General features: G+C 60.3%; 13 protein-coding genes. 6 read left to right on the top strand and 7 right to left on the bottom strand.

What is annotated here, in order from left to right; all coding sequences use genetic code 11:
• Positions 1 to 34: 34 nt before the first annotated feature.
• The 3 genes from GSQ91_RS03040 to GSQ91_RS03030 all read left to right on the top strand — a co-directional run bounded on the left by GSQ91_RS03040 (position 35) and on the right by GSQ91_RS03030 (position 3140).
• Positions 35 to 277: a hypothetical protein gene (locus tag GSQ91_RS03040; RefSeq protein ID WP_158819784.1), complete on the top strand. Its 243-nt coding sequence runs from the start codon at positions 35 to 37 to the stop codon at positions 275 to 277.
• A gap of 141 nt (positions 278 to 418) precedes the next feature.
• Positions 419 to 1831, top strand: coding sequence for an L-fucose/L-arabinose isomerase family protein (locus GSQ91_RS03035; protein ID WP_158819783.1), 1413 nt, complete (start codon positions 419 to 421; stop codon positions 1829 to 1831).
• Positions 1832 to 2087: 256 nt separating this feature from the next.
• The gene (locus tag GSQ91_RS03030; RefSeq protein WP_158819782.1) at positions 2088 to 3140 is read left to right on the top strand and encodes an aldose epimerase family protein; all 1053 of its coding nucleotides are present in this window, start codon (positions 2088 to 2090) and stop codon (positions 3138 to 3140) included.
• A 98-nt stretch (positions 3141 to 3238) separates the two neighbouring features.
• On the opposite strand, the gene GSQ91_RS03025 is transcribed toward GSQ91_RS03030, so the two are convergent.
• Positions 3239 to 5122: a M61 family metallopeptidase gene (locus GSQ91_RS03025; protein WP_158819781.1), complete on the bottom strand. Its 1884-nt coding sequence runs from the start codon at positions 5120 to 5122 to the stop codon at positions 3239 to 3241.
• A 347-nt stretch (positions 5123 to 5469) separates the two neighbouring features.
• Here GSQ91_RS03025 and GSQ91_RS03020 point away from each other — a divergent pair, with 347 nt between their 5' ends.
• Both GSQ91_RS03020 and GSQ91_RS03015 read left to right on the top strand, forming a co-directional pair.
• Positions 5470 to 6906, top strand: coding sequence for a sodium:solute symporter (locus tag GSQ91_RS03020; RefSeq protein ID WP_158819780.1), 1437 nt, complete (start codon positions 5470 to 5472; stop codon positions 6904 to 6906).
• A gap of 179 nt (positions 6907 to 7085) precedes the next feature.
• Positions 7086 to 7430: a hypothetical protein gene (locus GSQ91_RS03015; RefSeq protein WP_158819779.1), complete on the top strand. Its 345-nt coding sequence runs from the start codon at positions 7086 to 7088 to the stop codon at positions 7428 to 7430.
• Between the two features lie 6 nt (positions 7431 to 7436).
• Here GSQ91_RS03015 and GSQ91_RS03010 read toward each other — a convergent pair whose 3' ends face one another.
• The 6 genes from GSQ91_RS03010 to GSQ91_RS02985 form a co-directional block, all read right to left on the bottom strand.
• Complete coding sequence (locus tag GSQ91_RS03010) at positions 7437 to 8120, bottom strand: radical SAM protein (RefSeq protein ID WP_158820081.1); 684 nt, start codon at positions 8118 to 8120, stop codon at positions 7437 to 7439.
• A gap of 10 nt (positions 8121 to 8130) precedes the next feature.
• Positions 8131 to 8508 carry a 6-carboxytetrahydropterin synthase QueD gene (gene queD, locus GSQ91_RS03005; protein ID WP_158819778.1) on the bottom strand — a complete coding sequence of 126 codons (378 nt, stop codon included), beginning with the start codon at positions 8506 to 8508 and terminating at the stop codon, positions 8131 to 8133.
• 66 nt (positions 8509 to 8574) lie between these two features.
• Complete coding sequence (locus tag GSQ91_RS03000; protein WP_158819777.1) at positions 8575 to 8823, bottom strand: hypothetical protein; 249 nt, start codon at positions 8821 to 8823, stop codon at positions 8575 to 8577.
• Between the two features lie 162 nt (positions 8824 to 8985).
• Entirely contained in the window at positions 8986 to 9897 is a 912-nt protein-coding gene (locus tag GSQ91_RS02995; RefSeq protein ID WP_158819776.1) for a patatin-like phospholipase family protein, read from the bottom strand.
• Positions 9898 to 10059: 162 nt separating this feature from the next.
• Complete coding sequence (locus GSQ91_RS02990; RefSeq protein ID WP_158819775.1) at positions 10060 to 12141, bottom strand: ATP-dependent DNA helicase; 2082 nt, start codon at positions 12139 to 12141, stop codon at positions 10060 to 10062.
• Between the two features lie 71 nt (positions 12142 to 12212).
• Positions 12213 to 13319 carry a glycoside hydrolase family 18 protein gene (locus GSQ91_RS02985; RefSeq protein WP_254064339.1) on the bottom strand — a complete coding sequence of 369 codons (1107 nt, stop codon included), beginning with the start codon at positions 13317 to 13319 and terminating at the stop codon, positions 12213 to 12215.
• A 303-nt stretch (positions 13320 to 13622) separates the two neighbouring features.
• On the opposite strand from GSQ91_RS02985, the gene GSQ91_RS02980 reads away from it, so the two are divergent.
• Positions 13623 to 16361 carry a TonB-dependent receptor gene (locus GSQ91_RS02980; protein ID WP_158819773.1) on the top strand — a complete coding sequence of 913 codons (2739 nt, stop codon included), beginning with the start codon at positions 13623 to 13625 and terminating at the stop codon, positions 16359 to 16361.
• Positions 16362 to 16542: the final 181 nt, after the last annotated feature.

Here is a 16542-nt window from a genome sequence, read left to right as displayed (position 1 = left end):
CGGGACCGCGCTGCAGGCGCGAGGAGGTACTTTTATGGCGACGGGAACAGGACGCGGCGAGGCCCTTTCCATCTGGTTCTTTGTAGGCGCGCTGACGCTGGTGTATGGCATCGTGCTGCTGCCGTACGGCGCGTGGGAGTGGTTTGGACATCATGAGGCACATACCGTGCTCAACAATCTTCATCCGACGTTTTGGTGGGGGTTGTTGTTGACGGTGTTTGGCGGGTTTTACACGATTCGGTTTCGGCCGCGGGCGGGTGGTAGCAACAAAGTTTAGCGCCACGACAAGGAAGTGGTATGAGTTGTCAGTTCTCAGGTGTCAGTTCTCAGTTTATTTACCTGACAACTGACACCTGAGAACTGATAACCGTACTACGGTGCGGGCAACAACAATGCAATCTTTGGGGGAGAAGACACGATGGGCAGGAAGATGACGATAGGGGTAGTGGTGGGCAACCGTGGGTTCTTCCCGGGGCACCTGGCGACGAGTGGGCGGCTGGAGATGATTGCGGCGCTGGAAGCGGCGGGGATCAAGGCAATCGTGCTGACGCCGGAAGAGACCGCGCATGGCGCTGTCGAGACCTATGAGGACGCCAAGAAGTGCGCGGCACTTTTCAAGAAGCATGCCGACGAGATCGACGGCATCATCATTACCCTGCCGAACTTCGGCGAAGAGCGCGGCCTGGCTGATGCCTTGCGCCTCGCCAACCTGCAGGTGCCGGTGCTGATCCAAGCAACGCCGGACTCGACCGGCAAGATGGGGATTGCGTTTCGCCGCGACAGTTTCTGCGGCAAGATGTCGATCTGCAACAACCTGAAGCAGTATGGCATTCCCTACTCGCTGACCACGCTGCATACCGAAGCGCCGGACTCGACCGAGTTCAAGAACGACCTGCAGTGGTTCGCGGCGGTCTGCCGCATCGTGCGCGGGCTGAAGAATGTGCGCTTCGGCGCGATTGGGGCGCGGCCTACGGCTTTCAATACGGTGCGCTACTCGGAGAAGCTGCTGGAGAAGTCCGGCATCACCGTTGAGACCTTGGATCTGAGCGAGGTGATGGGCCGGATCGAAAAGACGAAGGACAACGACGATGCCGTGCAGGCGAAGCTCACAGCCATCAAGAAGTACATCCCCATCGGCGATACACCCGAAGCCGCGCTGATGAAGATGGCCAAGCTCGGTGCGGTGATCGACGGATGGATGGCGGCCTCTGAGCTTACCGTCAGCGCCGTGCAATGTTGGACCTCAATCGAGGAGTATCTCGGCATTGTGCCGTGTACCGTGATGTCGATGATGAGCGAGCAGCTTATTCCTTCGGCCTGCGAGGTCGATATTCTCGGCACGCTCTCGATGTATGCGCTGACGCTGGCCAGCGAGACACCCTCGGCGCTGCTGGACTGGAATAACAACTACGGCGACAACCCAGACAAGGCCGTCTGCTTCCACTGCTCGAACCTGCCCAAGCACTTCTTCCGCGAGGGCGTGAAGATGGACTACCAGCTCATCATCGCGGGCACCGTGGGCAAGGAGAACACGCATGGGACGCTCGACGGTACAGTGAAGGCCGGAGACATGAGCTTCGCGCGGTTCTCTACCGACGACTTCAACGGGCAGATCACGGGCTATGTCGGGCAGGGCCGATTTACCGACGATCCGCTGCAGACCTTCGGCGGGGCAGGCGTCGTCGAGATCCCCAATATGCAGAAGTTGCTGCGGTATATCTGCGAGAACGGGTTTGAGCATCATGTCGCGGCTAACTTTGCGTCGGTTGCCGGTCCTGTGTATGAGGCTGCGAGCAAGTATCTTGGATGGAAGATGCATCGTCACGAGTAATGTTTTTCGTCGTCATCCTGAGCCATAGGCGAAGGAGCCCCGCATTTGTGGTGGCACAGACGCAAAGCGCACCACAAGCATTGGTTGCGTTTCGCTTTGCGTTTGGGGTGACACCAATGCGGGGGTCCTTCAGCTACGCTTCAGGATGACGGCGAAAAACAAACAACAGCAACGACAAAAACAGAAGCAGATCCCCTACGGGGATGACAAAAAGAAAAGCAAAGACACTTACGGGTCTAAGGCGGGTCACTCAAGCATGTCTTCCATCACGCAGATTCAATCCCTCGACTGGGGTACGACGCCCCAGGGAGAAGCTGTTCATCTCTTCACACTTCGCAACGATCACGTAGAAGCCAGCATCACCACGTACGGCGCGCGGCTCACCTCCGTGCAGACGCACGACCGCAATGGCACCTTGAGCGAGATCACGCTTGGCGCCGATGAGTTGGCGCCCTATCTCACCGGGAAGGGCTATCTTGGCGCTACCATCGGACGCGTCGGCAACCGCATTGCGAAGGGTGGCTTCACGCTGGACGGAGTTACCTATCAGATCCCGCTCAACAATGGCCCCAACGCGTTGCACGGCGGCCCTATCGGCTTCGACCAGAAGGTGTGGGCCGCGCAAGAGATTCCCAACGGGGTAGAGCTGTCGTATGTCTCGCCCGATGGCGAGATGGGCTTTCCTGGAACGCTGCATGTGACTGTGCGCTATACGCTGACGGATAACAGCCTGCGCCTGGACTACAAAGCCACCACCGACCGGTCGACCGTCGTCAGCCTGACGAACCATGCGTACTGGAACCTGACCGGGGAGATCGGCGATCTGTCACATCACCTCTTGAAGCTGAATGCCGAGAGCTTTACGCCCGTCGATGACACGTTGATCACCACCGGAGAGCTTCGCGCCGTCGCAGGTACACCACACGACTTCCGCTCCGCGAAAGAGATTGGCCTGGAGTGGGACAACGACGACCAACAGCTACAGCGGGCAGGGGGATATGACCATAACTGGGTGCTGGTGAGCTCCGACGGCCCTCTGCATCTGGTGGCGGAGGTCACCGATCCGGGCTCAGGCAGGACGATGCATGTGTTCACGACGGAGCCCGGCGTTCAGTTCTACTCGGGCAACTTCCTCGATGGCTCTTTTCAGGGTAGGGGCGGCGTCGCTTTTAAGAAGCGGTCGGGATTTTGCCTGGAGACGCAGCACTTCCCGAACTCGCCTAATCAGCCGGCGTTTCCTTCGACTCGTCTTGAGCCGGGTACGACGCTGCGGAGCACTACGGTTCATAGTTTCTCTGTGACATCATAGCTGAGGCTCGCATTAAGCAGGGGCGGTCGGGCTTCGCCCGATGCCCACCTTAGACGCGCAAAGAGCGCGCGTCGAAGATGGGGCACCCGGATTGTGCGTTACTTTGTCATCGGTTGCAGGATGTCGTCGAGGCGTGCCGGGGTGCCGTTGACGCGCTCCAGTTGGGGGTACTTTTCGCCGTCGTGATAGTCGAGGCGGATGACCTTGTAGTAGCCCGTGTTCTCGACGATGAACTCGATCGCAGGGCCTTTGCCTTTGGCCTCCTTGATGGCAGCGTGCAGCAGCGTGGATGTGTAGCCTCGGCCGTTGACCGCGAGGATACGCATGCCTGGACCGAAGCCGGCTTTGTCGGCAAGGCCTCCGACAATCACATCGTTGACCCGGCCATCGCCGCCGATCAGTAGGCCGAGCGAGAACTCGGCCTGCACGCTGCCGTTCTCCGACTCCGTCAACTGCTCCCAGTAGTTCTCCTTGTCCGTGTAGGTGAGCTTGTAACCACTCAACGCGGAGATGCCGGAGACTTCGGGGGCGTGGAACTCGTTCGAGTCCAGGCGCTGGTGCAGGAAGGCGGCCCAGTCGTTCGGCACAACGGAGTTCAGCCCCGCGACTACGTCTTCAAAGGTGTACGGCACGACCTTTGGGCCGGTGTTGCCGCCGAGACCGTGGAAGGCGGCAGTGAAGTCGTTGATGCTCTTCTTGCCGCCGGTCTTTTCGCGGATGGTGAGATCGACTTCGAGCCAGAGAAGTTCGCCTTCGTCGTAGTAGTCGGTATCGCGGCGGTAGTTATCGTAGGGACCACCGGCGTAGTAGAGCACCTGCGCCATGGTTGCGGTGTCCTGCAGATCGCGCCAGGTGCGGCCGGGGCGCGCGTCGTTGAGATAGCCCGCAATGGTGGCGAGGCGGTCGCGGTAGACCGACGGCTCCCAGATGCCGCAGCGCGCGGCGAGGATGTCGCCGAGGTACTCGGTGAGGCCCTCATAAACCCAGAGCAGATCGCCCTTCATCGGCTCCTGATAGTTGTCTGTGGCGAGGCCTGCGGGACGGCGATACTTGCCGTTCCAGGAGTGCGTGAACTCGTGTGGCAGCAGTAACCCGTTGGCGATGAACTGGCCGTCGTCGACGAAGGTCTTTTCATTGACACGGTCGTCGGAGGACTGGTGGTGCTCCAGGCCGAAGTGCGCAACCTGATCGCTGAGTGTGACGAGGAAGTGGTAGCTGTCGTAGTGGCGCGATTTGTAGAGTGCGCCAGTCTCGCGGATGAGCTTGGAGAAATTATCGATGTGCTCTTGAGAGAGGTCGATGTCCTCAGGGCCGTCGCCGGCGAGGTCGAGGAAGTGTTTGGGGCTGACCTCGGGAGCCAGGGGAATCTCGCGGAACCAGCGGCCTGCGAGCACGGGGGAATCGACGAGCTGTTCGAGAGAGACCGCCTTGAAGGTGACGTTAGAACCCTTTGGGTCCGAAGTAGGGTCCAGCGCGGTGCCGAACTTCCAGTCGCCGGGAATTTTGATCTCCGGCGTCACCATTACGTCCGCAACCTTGGTGCCATCGGGATAGACGAGGAGCTCGTTCCAGCTCAACAGCGCGAGGTTGGCGCTGGTGCTGGCTCCGGCGGAGAAGCCTGACGCAGCTGCGGTGGCCAGGAAGTCCATCTTGATGTCGAGCTTCGTGGCTCCTGCCGGAACGGTGATGTGATACGCGTACATGTCGACCTTGTCGCGCTCCCACTTCACAGGCTGGCCGTTAGCCGTAATGACGAAGCCGGCCTGATTGTCGATGGGGCCATCGGGAGCGTGTTCGCCGGGGATCCATTTGGGATAGACCAGAGTCATCGGGCCGGGCTGCACAGGAATTGTTTCGGCGGCATGGAGGATCTTGCGCGGAGCGTCGGTGAGGTCGACGGCGAGCGTGATGGGGCTTTGTGCTGTGGCTACGGCTGCGCCGGCGCAGAGGGCAGCCAGCGGGATGAGGCGGAACAAGGGCATTCGTGGGACTCCTGAAGAGGTACTTCGCGAGCAGATGTTTAAAGATACGCGCGAGAGTGGGAAATGGTCGCGGGGCAACCTGCACGAAGGCACACGATGACAAAATGAAGATAAAGGCGGCCAAGGAACTCCCGGCAAACCCTGATATCCCCGGCAACAACACAAACCATACCTTTCCGGTTTCGGCACGTACGTCCTCTAGAGAGTGGGCGAAAAACGGGAGGAAGCAGGTTCGCTCGCTACGCTCGGAATGACAACCAGAAAAGCAAAAGCAATGACAAGCCAGAGGGCAAGAGCAACGGCAAGAGCGAAAGGGGGTGCGGCTCCGCTAGAATTGGCGCACGTCTATGAATCTTTACGCGATTGTTCTCGGCATTATTGTGGTGACACTGCTCAGCGTCTCGCTGGCACGGCTGGGCAAGGTAAAAACCAAGGCCGACTACCTCGTCGCGGGGCGTTCGCTGCCCGCGTTTGTGCTGGTATTTACGCTGCTCTCCAGTTGGATCGGCTCGGGCTCGCTGCTCGGCGGCGCGGAGAATGCCTACAAACACGGCTTTACCGCACTGTGGCAGGGCGGCGGGGGTTGGGCCGGATTGCTGTTGATCTACTTCATCGCGCCGCGCGCGCGGAAGTTTGCGCAGTTCACCATCCCCGACCTGCTGGAGTCGCGCTATAACCAGACCGCGCGTGTACTCGGTGTGATCGCCATACTGTTTACCTACACCGCGATTACGAGCTACCAGTTCATTGGCGGCGGAGATATCGTTCATCTCATCTTTCCTTCGATAACAGCCGTTCAGGGCCAGTACATTCTGGCGGGCTTTGTGATCGTGTTTACAGCGATCGCGGGCATGGGCTCGGTCGCTTATATGGATGTCGTGATTGGGTTGCTCGCGACGTTTACGATGATTGCCGCACTGCCGGTGCTGGTACACCAGGCAGGCGGATGGAGCAGCGTGCGCGCGGCACTGCCGGCAACACACTTCCAGGTATTCGGCGGTCTTTCACGCTTCAATGCACTGGAGCTGTTCCTGCCGACGTGCCTGTTGATGCTCGGCAACCAGTCGATGTATCAAAAGTTCTTTTCCGCCAAGAGCGAGAAGGACGCGACCCGAGCTGTAGGCGGATGGATTGTCGGCACCGTGATTCTGGAGACGATTATCGTCGCGATCGCGGTGGTGGGCTCCGTGCTCTATCGCACTGGCGAAGTGCATGACCGGCCACGCGAGATTCTTGCCTATACGGCCGTGCATGGATTTGGCGGCTCGAAAGCTCTGGCGATACTCGGAGCACTGCTGGTCGGCGCGATCTTCGCCAAGGTGGTTTCGACAGCGAACAACTATCTCTTTTCGCCAGCGACTAATCTCGTGAACGATGTATTCGTGCGCTATATCAGACGCGATGCCTCGAACAAACAGGTGCTGCTGGTGTCACGGCTGATGGTCGTTGCGCTGGGCCTGTGGGCCTTGTATCAGTCGCTGGGGACGACTTCCGTCCTGAAGAAGTCGCTCTATGCCTATACGATCTACTCGGCTGCGCTGACTCCCGTCATCCTGGCGGCATTCTTCTGGAAGCGGGCGACGGCGAAGGGCGCGGTGGCCAGCATTGCGGCGGGAACGGTGGTTACCGTCGCGTGGGACTCGCTGACGCCGCATCTGCCTCCGGCAATCGGTGCGCGCGACGCGATTTTGCCCGCCCTGTTGGTTTCGCTCATCTGCCTGTTTGCTGTGAGTCTGGCGACAGAACCGCCGAGCGAACAACAGCTTGCGCCCTTTGCGGAGTGATCGGCTCAACCCTGCGTTAATAGCTCGTCAAATGTGACCGGACGAAGCTCACCGTTGTGTGATTCGCGATGTCTAATGGCGAAAGGTGGGAGCCTCCCTGCCGTCAGACCACGCCCTCCTGTCAGGGACGGAGCGTTCCCTGGCGACAGAAGATGAGTTCCGCCGCAAAGGAGAAACGCATGGCACACATCGATTTTGCTACCGGCACAGCTACCACCCTCCTCCCCCTGATCGGGAACGACGCAACCGCTTCCTTCGAAGACGATCCGCGCTTTGCCGGATCGAACGCGACTGCCTACGCTTCCAGCGACGATATCGAGGCGCAGTACGAGCACGATGATGCGGAAGACGAAGGGGATGAAGAAGAGGAAGACGAGTACGAAGTGGCGGAAGACATCGACGACGAGGAAGACGAAGAGGAAGATGAGGACGTCGACGACGAAGATGAGGATGAAGAAGACGATGCTGTTGCCGAAGACGACGAAGAGGACGAGGAAGTCGAAGACGATAAGGTCGCGGCGTAGCGACCTCTAAACGCCCTTCTTGCGCGGCTCCCAGATGTACTTGTGGATCTGCAGGCTCAGTCGCGCGGGGAGGCCGTCCTCCAGCATCCAATCGACGACGAGGCGGGGGTCGAGTGTGGCGTTGTCGGTGGTGCGCAGATCGCTCGGAGCCTTGTTGAAGGCCGGCGAGAGCAGGATGCCGCCGCACTTTTTCTCCAGCGCGTGTGCGCGGATGAAGTCGCGCGCAAACTCATAGTCCGTGCGGTCGCTCAGGACGAACTTTACCTCGTCGCGCGATGTGAGCGCGTCGAGGTTGGGCTGGTGGAACGAATTGGCCGCCGAACCGGCGCCGGGACACTTCACGTCGACGATCTTGTGCACGGCCTTCGGCACATCGGCCAGAGGGCGCTCGCCGCTGGTCTCCATCATCAAGGTGTAGCCCTGTTCGAGCAGGCGCTGCATCAGCGGCAACAGCTCTTTATGCTGCAGCATGGGTTCTCCGCCAGTGAATTCGATCAGCGGGCAGGGTTGGAGGGCTTCGATCTGGGCGACGATCTCGTCGGCGGTGAAGGGCTTGCCGCCGGTGAAGGTGTACTCGGAGTCGCACCACGCGCAGCGCAGATTGCAGCCGGCGAGCCGCACGAAGATGCAGGGAACGCCCGCGAAGGAGCTTTCACCCTGAACCGATTTGTAGAGTTCGATTAAGTGCAGCTTCATGGGACTACTCGTAGTATCGCGCGAAGCTGGTGTCGGTCTCGTAGAGGGTGCAATCCTTCACACGCACGCGGCCCTGGGTCATCTCGTGGAGCTGGTTTGCGGTCTTCTCGAAGAAGTAGCGCGCCAGGTTTTCGGCCGACGGATTCAGCGCGTTAAAGGGTTCGAGATCGTTGATCATCTGGTGGTCGAGATATTCGACGGTCGGGCGCAGAACCTGCTTCAAGAGCTTGAAGTCGAGCAACAGGCCGGCCTCATCGAGCTCTGCGCCGACGAGCGTGACGAGCACGCGATAGTTGTGGCCGTGCGGGTTTTCGCACTTGCCGTGGTAGTTGCGGAGGTAGTGGCCCGAGGAAAACCCGGCCTGTACCGTGACTTCAAACATTGAGGGTGGAACTCCGATCGGGGCGCATTTTGGCGCCAATAACCATTCTACCGGTCTTCTACCCGTCTAAGGGCGGCGGCGCTTCTGCTGGCGCTGTTCTGCGGAGCGGCGCTCGGCCTGCTCGAGGAGCGAGGACAGAATGCCTCCAAGGGCTACCACCAGCGCGACGACCAGCAATCCGAGCCCCATGGTGCGCCAGAGGCGGACGTCGCCGGGTGAGCCGGGCTGCTGCGCGATGTTGGTGAACGAGAGAATGCCGCATACCAGTGCGAGAATGCCGACCGTGGCAGCGAGAATGTAGAGATTGCGTCCCATGGTGCTCCGAATACAGTTTAGCCGTAGGCAGTCCGATCTACGTTATAGGCGTAGTGGGGTTTCGCTAAACCACGGATTTACATGGAGAGTGTCTCGTTAAGGGCACGGGTTTACCGGCTCTTCACAGATGACGGTGTAGCGCTGGGCGTCGGTACGCAATCGTCAGAGGAACGTCAGGCGGGTCGCTTCCTGCTTGCCTTGGGCGAAACCGGCACGGGCGGCGGGGATGCGGGTCGCCAGATCCATCTGGTTCGTGCCCATTGCGGCTCGGGAATCGGCGTCCGGTATGACCACCTCGACGCGGCTGCCCTGCTTGCACAGGGCCTCGGCCTGGCTTGCCAGGTCCGCATCCGGGAATTTGCGCAGACCTTCGAACTGGTCTGCCGGCAGTGGTGTCTGGCTCCATCCGCCGAACGGCGAGAGCACCACGACGTTCGCATAGCCAGCGGCGAGGTCGGCATTTTCGGCGGAGCGCACGCCACCGTTGATATAGCGCGTGCCGTTGATGTCGTGCGTGGGTACCAGACCAGGCAGCGCGGTGCCTGCGGTCACGGCGTCCACGAGGTCGACGCCAGAATCGCGATCGAGCGCAGCCAGCTCGCCGGTATGCGCGTTGATGACCGCCACGATCATCGGCTTCTGCGGCCATTCATGACGAGGCAACCTGGCAGCAACCATGGCGCGCCGCTGTTCCGACGCCGCAGGTCCGAGTGCGGCATCACTTTCCAGCCCGAACGCACCCATCGCACGTTGTAATTCGGCTGCCGAGGTGGCGGCGGCACTGATGGCCCTCATCCGCTCAAACACCGTGGCCATCGGAAGGCCCGGCGGGGGCGGCCGGTTCTGTCCGACCGGTTGAACCGGCGCAGACAGAATCGAAGCCAGCAGTTCAGCCGGCGGCATACCGCTGCGCACATGCGCCGCCGCGGTTGCGCCGGACGAGGTGCCGATCACCAAATCGGCGGCCTCCGTCATATCGAGACCAGCTTCGGCCAGGCCTGCGATGATACCGATCAGCCATGCATTTCCGGCAGCGCCACCAGCACCGAGAACCAGAGCAAGTTTGTGAGCCATCTGCCCACTATTGCAGCCCGTGGACACTCGTGTCCATCGAGATATCGAGATCGTGCCTCACGGCCTCTACGGCACGGGTAAACCGGTGCCCTTCACGAAACTCCCTCCATGAACACACGCTACAAACAAGACACACTCCATGGAAAATTCTTTGCACGTCTTCTACGAAGTCTCGAAAAACCTTTCGACTTCTCCGATGTCGTCTGTACGCCGATAGGCCGGCAGTGAATCAAGGAACGTTGCGCCATAGCGTGTGGTGCGGATGCGGGGATCGAGCAGCATCAACACGCCGCGATCGGACAATGAACGGATCAGGCGGCCAAACCCCTGCTTGAGCGCGATGACGGCCTGCGGGATCTGCAAGTCGTTGAAGGCGTTCCCCCCGGCGGCGGTGATGGCGTCCGTCCGGGCCTTCATGATGGGGTCCGTGGGTACGGCGAAGGGCAGCTTGTCGATGATGACGCAGCTCAACTGCTCGCCCTGGACATCCACCCCCTGCCAGAACGATGACGTCCCGAAGAGCACGGCGTTGGGCGTCTCGCGGAACTGCTGCAAGAGCACGTGGCGCGGTGCGGTGCCCTGCATCAGCAGCGGGTAGGGCAGTTGCGCGAGGAGGCGGTCGTGCAGTTCGCGCATCTGCGCGTAGCTGGTGAAGAGGCAGAAGGCACGGCCGCGTGTGATCTCCAGCACCCGGCGGGTTTTTTCGGTGGCCTGCGCGATGAAGTCCGGATGGCGCGGGTCAGGCATGGTGGGCGGAAGGTAGAGCAGGGCCTGTTTGGCGTAGTCGAAGTGGCTGGGGACGACGAGCTCTTTGGGAAAGGGAATGCCTAGACGTTTTTTGAGATGCGCGAAGCTCGGCACGCCGTCCTGCCCGGCGACGGTGAGCGTCGCCGAGGTGAGAATGACGCTCGGATAGTGCATGAAGAGGGTGTCGGCGAGCAGCGTGGAGACGTCGATGGGTGTGGCCTGGAGGTGCGTGCTGAAGGCCTGCGGTGCAGTGGCTTGTGCAGGCTCGACGAGACGCGCGTTGCGGGCGGCGTTGCGCAGGCCAGAGGTGGCACGACGTTCGATCCAGAAGACGGTGTTGGGATCTTCGGATTCCAGCAGGAACTTCATGTGGTGGCGAATGTCTGCGGCGCGCTTGCGCAGACCTGCGGCCTCTTCGACCTCGCGCAGGCGCTCCAGCTCGCCTTCGAGGCGTTGCAGGGCGTTCGAGGCGCCTAGATAGGCGTCGCCACGTGACTCCAGAAAATCAGCGCGATCGATAAACTCCAGTCGGCCCAGATGCGACGGCCCCGCTGGCAAAGAACCGAAGAACAGCCTCGAACGCTCACGAATGGTCAGGGTTGCGCTTTCGATGGCGCTGGTGCTCACGCCTTTCGCTTTGAGCATGGACTCGGTATCGCGTGCGAGTTCGTCGAAACGAGCGTTCGACAGCGCGATGCCGAAGTACTGCGAGGCTACATCTTCGAGCTCGTGCGCCTCGTCGAAGATGACCGCGGCGGCTTCGGGAAGAATCCCCGCGTCGGGCGCGCCGCCGGCCTGCTGCTTGATGCTGAGGTCGGCGAAGAAGAGGTGGTGGTTGACGATGACGATGTCCGACTCCAGCGCCTTGCGCCGCATGCCGGTGACAAAGCATGGCTCCCAGTTGGGGCACGTCTGGCCGAGGCAGACCTCGCTGCGCGCGTCCAGCTTGTGCCATAGCGGCGAGTGCTCAGGCAGCGCGTCGATCTCAGCGCGATCACCGGTTTCTGTGGTGCGTTCCCACTTGAGAATGTGATGGAACTGATCGATCTCTTCCAGCCCGCTGAGGATGGGGTTGTCGCGCAGCGCGTAGAGCTTCTGCTTGCACAGGTAGTTGGCGCGGCCCTTCATGTAGCAGACACGCAGCGGGCCGAGCAGCGATTCGAGGAAGGGGATGTCTTTGAAGTAGAGCTGTTCCTGAAGGTTTTTCGTGCCGGTCGAGATGATGATGCGCTGCTTCTGCTCGCGGGCTCGGCGGAGCGCGGGCAACAGGTAGGCGAGCGTCTTGCCAGTGCCGGTGCCGGCCTCGGCGATCAGGTGGCGGCGATCGGCGAAGCACTGCTCGATGGTCTTCGCCATCAGGTACTGGCCGGGACGATGCTCGAAGGCGAGCGAGGACTTCGCCAGCAGGCCGCCGGGATGGAAGAAGTCATGCAGCGACGGAAACTTCTGCTCAGGAGGAGTTTCGTGCATCGCAGGAAGTGGGGTGGTGGACGACATCAGCTAGGTTGATGATAATCGCCGTTTCTTCGCCGTGCTGAAGAGGATTACCCTTCTGCCCTGCCGCCGCGTCAGTTCGAGGTGCTCGCGGCACCATGATCCTGTTTCAGTCCCGTGTCGAGCGCGTTCAGCAGTGTGCCCGTGGGGTCGCCGGCGTAGTCCCAGAACATGACGCCTGCCAGCTTGTGGTCGAGGACATAGCTGCACTTCTTCGCCAGCGATTCGGGGTCTTCGTAGGACACGAAGATCTTCGTGTCCGGGTTGTAGAGGTAGGGCACGGAGGCGGCGGCATCCCAGTAGCGGACATAGCCCTGATTCAGCATGGTGGACGCGATGTCCCCATACCGTGCATACACGTGAGTCGCCGTGGGTTTCCCGGGATTGAAGGCACCGTGTGAGACATCCGGCACATCTCCCCAGGCATGGCCGTAGAAGGGCACGCCCAGAACGATCTTGTCCGCCGGAACGCCCGCCTGCTCGAACTCCTGCACCGACCTGTCGGCTGAGATCTTCTCAGGATCGGCTGGGTCGGTGAACAACGGCGCGTGGTTCCCGGTGGTGGAACTGGAGCCGGGTTCGTAGTAGTCGTAGGCCATCAGATTGACCGTGTCGACATACTGCTGCACCTTGCTCATTTCGGTGTGTTCCAGAAAGCTGGTGGAGGCACCGGCTGCAATCGTGATGAAGAGCTTCCGATGCAGCTTCTTTTCCTGGCGATGAAACTGTTCGCGAAGTTCTTTGAGCAGCAGGGTGTAATTCTGCTTGTCCTCAGGACGGAACTTGTTTCCGGCACCCACCAGGCCGGGATACTCCCAGTCGATGTCGAGCCCATCGAGCTGGTAACGGTTGACGAACTCCACCACACTCGCGATGAAAAGGCTGCGGCTCTCTTTGGTAAGAGCCATATCGGAAAAATTGCCCGACCATAGCCAACCGCCAACCGAGACGAGCACCGTAAGCGAAGGATTCACCTGCTTGAGAGCGACAAGCGCGGCAAGATTCTTGTCCTCGGCGGTGAAGCCGTTGACGATTTTGCCTCCCTGCAGATTGGCAAACGCATAGTTGATGCGCGTCAGTTTTTGCGCAGCGATCTCGCCCGGTTGAATCGGGTTGTTTTGCGGAAAAACATAGGCAGCTATGACTGGTTGAGAAGCTGCCGTAGTGCGTTGTGCAGACAAGGCATGGCTCCAGCTGAGAGCTGAAACGAAAAGCAGACACTGCACACTCAGTCGTGTTCCAAGGGAGGGATTAAGTCGTTGCACGTGTTGAGTGTATAGAAAATCGCGTGCAGAAACGCGCTGCATGGATGACTGATTCTATCCAAAGGAACCTGCGATCGAACTGCGTTGTGGGTATCCCCATTCGAGCGAGGGAACTTCGACGCGTCTCTCAGCGTAGAGAGCTTTAGACAACTGTAGGTCTTCGTGCAAGGCTGCGCTTTCCTGCAGCTTGCACGTTTTGCCGCAGAATTATGAGGTCACATGAAGAACCTTCTCTTCGCCGCGAGCCTTGCGGCGTTCGCGCTCCCTCATGCCTTCGCCGAGACGGCCTGTAAGGGAACGACCATCACCGGTATCGTGCGCGACAGTACGCTCGCGCTCATTCCGGGGGCTATGATTACGCTCGATAACAATCAGAATGAAGAGAGCGGCTCCGACGGCAGCTTCCGCTTTACGTGCATCAGCGATGGGCCGCATCATCTGTCCGTAAGCGTCGGGGGCTTTGCCAAGCGTGATCTCTCCGTCACGACACCCCATTCGGGGCAATTGGCTTTCGTGTTGAAACCCGAAGCAGTGGAGAGCGAGGTCGATGTAACCGCAGACAGCGGGCCCAGTACCAGCACCACGTCCGCCGGCCCATCACAGACCATCTCCGGCAAACGCCTGCAGTCCCTCGCCGACGACCCTGACGACCTGCTGCGCGAGTTGCAACAGATGGCCGCAGCCGCGGGGGGCGCCCCAGGCAATGCCACGCTCAGCCTCGATGGCTTCCTGGGCGAAGGTGACGGCAATATTACCCTTCCGCCCAAGAGCTCCATCGCCTACATCAAGGTGAATCCCGACCTCTTCTCCGCCGAATATCGCAACCCACCGTTTGGTGGCGGCCGCATCGAGATCTATACCAAGCCCGGTCTGAGTGCCTTCCACGGAGCGCTCTTCGCCACCAACGGCAGCCCCTGGATGAATGCCCGCGACCCGTTCTCGACCAGTAAGGCTTCTCTCGGCAAACAGCGCTATGGTTTCGAGTTGACCGGCCCTATTTTCAAGAAGGGCAGCGACTTCACCATGACGCTCGAACATCGCAGCATCGACAACTTCGCCGTTGTGAATGCCACCACCGTCGATAGCTCGGGCAATCAATCCCCCATCGTTCAGAACGTTGCCACACCGCAGCGTCTATGGATCGGCACCGTGCGAACAGACTGGCAGCTTGGCCCCAAGAACACCTTTATCGCCAGCTTCGACGCCAATGTGAATCATTTCGTAAACGTCGGCGTTGGAGGCCAATCGCTCGCTGAAACCGGCTATGATCAGGAAAAATACGATTACACGCTACACCTTACTGACGTCACTACCATCTCCCCCAAGCTCATGCATGAGGCACGCCTAGGCATCGAATGGGATGGCTCGGACGATACTCCCAACTCCACCGCTCCGCAGGTACAGGTGGCAGGAGCCTTTACCGCAGGGGGTTCGACTGCCGGTCCCCTGCGCGATCGTGAGGTCGACATCGAGATGGATGATGATGCCATCCTCAGCACCGCCAAGCACCTGTTGAAGTTCGGCGTCCAAGCGGAGGTCCTCGACGAGCACCTGCGCCTCCCCACGAACTTCAATGGGGTCTATACCTTCGGCGGCGGCACCGTCCCGGGCCAGACCACAACCCTCACCGGCATCCAGCAATATGTCCTGGCGCTGAACGGTCAGCCCAACGGCTCGCCCACCGACTACTCCAACGTCGCCGGCAACCCTGAGGTCGATCTTGTCCAGACCCGTGTTGCCCTCTTCTACCAGGACGACTGGAAGGTTCGCTCCAACCTGCATATTGCCTATGGCTTGCGCTACTTCACACAGACTGACCCCACAGTGTCTAACAACTTCACGCCACGCCTCGGCGTTACGTGGTCTCCGGACAAGAAGTCCACATGGACCATCCACGGCCATGCCGGCCTGTTTTCCGGCCGCTTCCGGGCCCACACCTACGGTGAGGTCCTGCGCATGGACGGCGTAGAGCGCGTTACCAGCACCATCTACAACCCGACCTGCACCGGCATATTCGACCCGGCGACCTGCAATCCCTTCAACGGCGGTACACCGATTCATTCCATCCGCACCGTCGCTCCCAACTTCCCCAATACCTTCTACAGCATCGAGAACATCGGCCTCTCGCATACGCTGCCCCATGGCTGGAACTTCTCCGGCGACTACTACATAGCGCAGATATGGCACCTTACGCGCACGGAGAACATCAACTCACCCCTGAACGATTCACCCATCGGGCCACGCCCTGGCGCCTCCGATCTCAATGTGCTGCAGATGCAGGGCACTGGCCGTGGCTACGGCAACGTCGAGTTCATGGGGCTGGAGCAGCATTCGCTCAAGCATGTGCAGTTCTTCATGGGCGCAGTCCGCGTGCAAATCATCGACGACGGCGACGGCAACGGAAATACCGGAAGCAGCGAATTTAACACCCCGCAGACCACTGGCTCCAACGCTGGAGAGTACGCCCGCTCCACCGGCAATGGCCTGTGGCAGGTCTTCGGCAACGCTACGTTTACGCTGCCTGAGAAGATCCAACTCAGCGGCAACTTCAATGCTTCCGGCGACGCGCCCTACAACATCACCACGGGCTTCGACAACAACGGCGACGGCGACTTCAACGACCGTCCGCAGTATGCCGCGCCAGGAACACCGGGCGCCATCTCCACGCCCTACGGGCTGCTGGTGACCTCGGGCGGCACGGGCTTCTTACCGCGCAATAAGGGAGTGATGCCGTGGACGTTCTATCTCGACTCGAACATTCAGCGCACTTTTACCCTCACACGCAACCCGAAGGCCGAACATCAGCAGACCCTGCAGGTGAATATCCGTTCGTCCAACCTGCTGAACCATACCAATGTGACGCAGGTGGGCGGAGTGCTGGGCTCCCCGAGCTTCGGGCAGGCCTATGCAGCCGATAATGGCCGGCGCGTTGAGGGTGGGGTGCGGTATAGCTTCTGAGTAGAGAGACCCTTGATGCAGAGCGTGATGCGTTTTGCGTCTGGTGCCCCCTGTATTTTGCCTGTGGCAGTAGTGCTGCTCCGGGCGGAATACAGGGGTCTCTCCGCTACGGCGGCAAAGAACGCCGCCTTCGGTCGAGATGACAAATTTGTGGGGAGGTCGGGAGAGCAGCCTGATCCCC

The organism is Granulicella sp. S156 (genome assembly GCF_009766105.1).
Classification (GTDB): domain Bacteria; phylum Acidobacteriota; class Terriglobia; order Terriglobales; family Acidobacteriaceae; genus Granulicella.
This window is presented reverse-complemented; position numbering and strand designations above follow the sequence as displayed.

Bases quoted from the DNA above. Each gene is read 5' to 3' on its own strand.
- GSQ91_RS03040 (WP_158819784.1), top strand. From the start codon at position 35: ATGGCGACGGGAACAGGACGCGGCGAGGCCCTTTCCATCTGGTTCTTT.
- GSQ91_RS03035 (WP_158819783.1), top strand. From the start codon at position 419: ATGGGCAGGAAGATGACGATAGGGGTAGTGGTGGGCAACCGTGGGTTC.
- GSQ91_RS03030 (WP_158819782.1), top strand. From the start codon at position 2,088: ATGTCTTCCATCACGCAGATTCAATCCCTCGACTGGGGTACGACGCCC.
- GSQ91_RS03025 (WP_158819781.1), bottom strand. From the start codon at position 5,122: ATGCCCTTGTTCCGCCTCATCCCGCTGGCTGCCCTCTGCGCCGGCGCA.
- GSQ91_RS03020 (WP_158819780.1), top strand. From the start codon at position 5,470: ATGAATCTTTACGCGATTGTTCTCGGCATTATTGTGGTGACACTGCTC.
- GSQ91_RS03015 (WP_158819779.1), top strand. From the start codon at position 7,086: ATGGCACACATCGATTTTGCTACCGGCACAGCTACCACCCTCCTCCCC.
- queD (WP_158819778.1), bottom strand. From the start codon at position 8,508: ATGTTTGAAGTCACGGTACAGGCCGGGTTTTCCTCGGGCCACTACCTC.
- GSQ91_RS03000 (WP_158819777.1), bottom strand. From the start codon at position 8,823: ATGGGACGCAATCTCTACATTCTCGCTGCCACGGTCGGCATTCTCGCA.
- GSQ91_RS02995 (WP_158819776.1), bottom strand. From the start codon at position 9,897: ATGGCTCACAAACTTGCTCTGGTTCTCGGTGCTGGTGGCGCTGCCGGA.
- GSQ91_RS02990 (WP_158819775.1), bottom strand. From the start codon at position 12,141: ATGTCGTCCACCACCCCACTTCCTGCGATGCACGAAACTCCTCCTGAG.
- GSQ91_RS02980 (WP_158819773.1), top strand. From the start codon at position 13,623: ATGAAGAACCTTCTCTTCGCCGCGAGCCTTGCGGCGTTCGCGCTCCCT.